General features: G+C 62.2%; 1 protein-coding gene and 1 pseudogene. Both read left to right on the plus strand.

The genetic code is table 11. From position 1 onward, the window contains the following. Positions 1-708 (plus strand): annotated as a pseudogene (locus tag EOB59_RS34110) (cation:dicarboxylase symporter family transporter); the annotation flags it as partial. Between the two features lie 1,251 nt (positions 709-1,959). Beyond that, positions 1,960-2,961, plus strand: a complete 1,002-nt coding sequence (locus EOB59_RS34115; RefSeq protein WP_024505900.1) for a zincin-like metallopeptidase domain-containing protein — start codon at positions 1,960-1,962, stop codon at positions 2,959-2,961. Positions 2,962-3,282: the final 321 nt, after the last annotated feature.

Raw genomic sequence — 3,282 nt, forward strand, 5'->3', positions numbered from 1 at the left:
CCCGTCAACGATTGCCAGTGCCTTCGCGGAAGGCGACATCCTGCAAGTCTTGTTCCTCTCGGTCCTGTTCCTCTCGGTCCTGTTCGGCGCGGTCTGCCGCTACAACGGCCGCTCGCTCTTCTCTCTCGTCCGATACATCAAGGACGAGCTGCTGCTCGCAATGTCCTCCTCAGAGGCCGCGCTGGCCTCGCTCATGGAGAAGATGGAAAAGGCCGGCGCCACGCATTCGGTCGTGGGTCTCATTCCATTCAATCTGGACGGCACGAATATGATGCTCGCCGCCCTTTTCATCGCCCAAGCGACGAAAACTGATCTCCCGATCGGCTGCCGGATCCTCATGCTGTTTGTCGCATTGTTCCCTTCGAACGGAACAACCCGCATTACCGGTGCAGGCCTCGTCACAATGGCTGCAACGCTCTTTCTTGTTCCGGCCGCACCGGTCACCTCCGTGGGGCTTATTCTTGGCGTTGATCAGCTTATGTCCGAATGCCACGCGCTGACGGTTTTTCTCCGCAGCGTAGCGGCAACGCTGGCTGTCACCCGGTCCGGGGCGAGCGGGATAAACGACGATTCGGGGAGCGCCTCACTAGCGGACCGTTCAGCGCTCTGGCGGTGGACGGTCAAGTCGCCCGGCGTGGTGAACACAATTCCCCGTGCGAACGACGCTCAGCTATTGGGGTGGACCCGATGGCGCAAAGCCGTATTTGAGAAACCGCCAGATCGCACCGGCACCTGTGCGCCTGTAGCAACTGCGGGGCACGATCAAAACCGACCCATTTTACACCAAAAAGGCGGGCCGTTGCTGCCACGCCGTCCATGGATTGGAGACTCATGTCTAAGCCGACTGCCATCACTGTCGCAGCTCTTCTTTTACTCCTCGCCTTGCTGGCGAGCCAATATAGCGCGAACCTGCACCGGCAGGCGTGGTCGACCGCAGGCAAAAGTGGAGCGGCGCATTCGACAACGATCTTCTTCGCCAATCGCCGGCAACCCGCAAGGCGATGCCGTTCTGGTCATATTCAATGACTACCACAACTGTCCGCATTGCAGACTGGCTGATATCAACTACCAAAAAGCCTCAAGCATGAACCCAATCTGAAGCTTGTGATCAAACAGTTCCCGGTCCTGGGACCGGATTCCCAATTCCCAGCCTTTGCCGCACTCGCCTCGAGAAAACAGGGAAAGTTCGACGAATTCCACCGCGCCCTTATGATTTCCCCCAGTTGAAGGGTCACTCTCAAGATCGCAGCGCGTGTAGGCCTTGACGTTGAGCAGCTCAAGCGGGAATGCAAGATCCGGCCATCGCAGATGAAATGCGCGCGTCCGCGCACTCGCGAAAGGTCTGCACTTAGACGGTACGCCCGCGTTGGTGGTCGGCGATATAGTGGTCGCCGACCTTGTGGACATGGCCAGCTTGCAACGCTTGCATCGCCGATGCGCGCTCAAAGCGTGCTGGCTCTCGTGCGGGGCAGCATCTGTAGACCGGCCACGCTGTTGTTGCCGGAGCGTGCCGTTTGTGGCAGCTGGCTTTGCTGTCGCTCCTCGTAATCTTGTTGCGGTCATCCAGCTGCCGTGGGCGCCAACAACAATCCTGAGCGCCCGCGCCTGAAGTCGCTGGCCGGGTGCTCGTGAACCGAGCCCGCTTTTCTTCGGCAAGCTCAGGCGGTCTTGGCCCTGCGGCATCGCCCCCTGGCGCGGGGCAGCCTTCGGCTGCTGACGGTCGCCGGCCTGTCGGCCGGCGTCTTTCTATTGTGGCCTTCCCCCTGGCGCAGGGTGGGCAGCACTCCCTTCTAGGCCCGCCGCGGCGTCCCGCAACCCTTCGCTTGTCGCTTTCGGGTCCTCCACTCCGTTCCGGTCCTGCTGATGCAGTCCGCCTCCGACGGCGGGCCTTTCCGGTCGCTTTTGCCGCCCACCCCGCTTCCGGGGAGGGCGCGCGATTGTAGAGCGGAGGACATCACGATGCGTGCAAACAACAAACGTTGCGGCAGCCGACAGGCTGGCGCAGACAGTGGCGGGCGCACCGGCGCCAGCCTTTATCAGGAAATCACCGACCGCATCATTGCCGAACTGGAGCGCGGCACCGTGCCATGGGTCAAGCCGTGGGGCAGGGCAAGGACAGGCCTCGGCCTGCCGCGGAATGCGGCCACCCAGCGCCGATATTCCGGCATCAATATCCTGATCCTGTGGGGCGCGGTCATCGAGCGCGGTTTCCCCAGCCAGAACTGGCTCACCTTCCGGCAGGCGCTTTCGCTTGGCGGCAATGTCAGAAAGGGCGAGCACGGCACCACCATCGTTCACGCTGACCGCTTTGTTCCCAAGAACGAAAAGCAACGCGCCGACACCGATGGCGACGAACCGCAGGCGGTGCCCTTCCTGAAGCGCTTCACCGTCTTCAATGTCGCGCAGTGCGATAATCTGCCCGAACATCTTTACGACGCCGGCGAGCCTCTGCCTGAGCGCGAGATGGTCCCGCACGCCGAGGCGCTCATTCATGCAACCGGCGCTGATTTTCGCATCGGCGGCGAGCGCGCCTTCTACATGCCCGGCAGCGACACCATACAGGTGCCGCCGCAGCGGGCTTTCTTCCACCAGATCGACTATTACCGGACCTGCTTTCACGAGCTTGGCCACTGGACCGGCCACCCGAGGCGACTCGCGCGCGACCTATCCGGCTCCTTCGGGTCCAACACCTATGCGCGCGAGGAACTCGTCGCCGAAATCGCATCAGCCTTCATCTGCAGCAGTCTCGGCATCGAGCCGACCGTGCGCCATGCGGACTACATCGGCTCATGGCTGACGGTTTTGCGCGAGGACAACCGCGCCATCTTCCGCGCCGCAAGCCATGCCTCGAAAGCCGCCGATTTCCTGCTTGGCCGCAATGTCGATGTCGAAGGTGAGGCACATGCCGAAACCGCCTATGGGACCGCGCAATCCTCACACGCGACCGCCTTGCGCCTCTGATGACGCAAAGCCGCGCGCAACCAACTCGACAGTTCTTTTGAGGTTGCCCTAACGCCGATGGCCGGCGTTGGCGTCGATCGTTCATCGGACCGAGGTTCGCAAAAAAAGAGGGCGGCATTGATGCCGCCCTCTCGTTGCGAAAGCTGCCAGAGCTGGATTAGAAATCCATACCGCCCATGCCGCCCATGCCGCCGCCACCCATGCCGCCAGGCATGCCGCCGCCGCCAGCCGACTCCTTCTTCGGAGCCTCCGCGATCATGGCTTCAGTGGTGACCAGCAGGCCGGCGACCGAGGCCGCGTCCTGGAGAGCCGTACGGACAA

It is taken from the genome of Mesorhizobium sp. M7A.F.Ca.MR.176.00.0.0, from assembly GCF_004023165.1.
Lineage (GTDB): Bacteria > Pseudomonadota > Alphaproteobacteria > Rhizobiales > Rhizobiaceae > Mesorhizobium.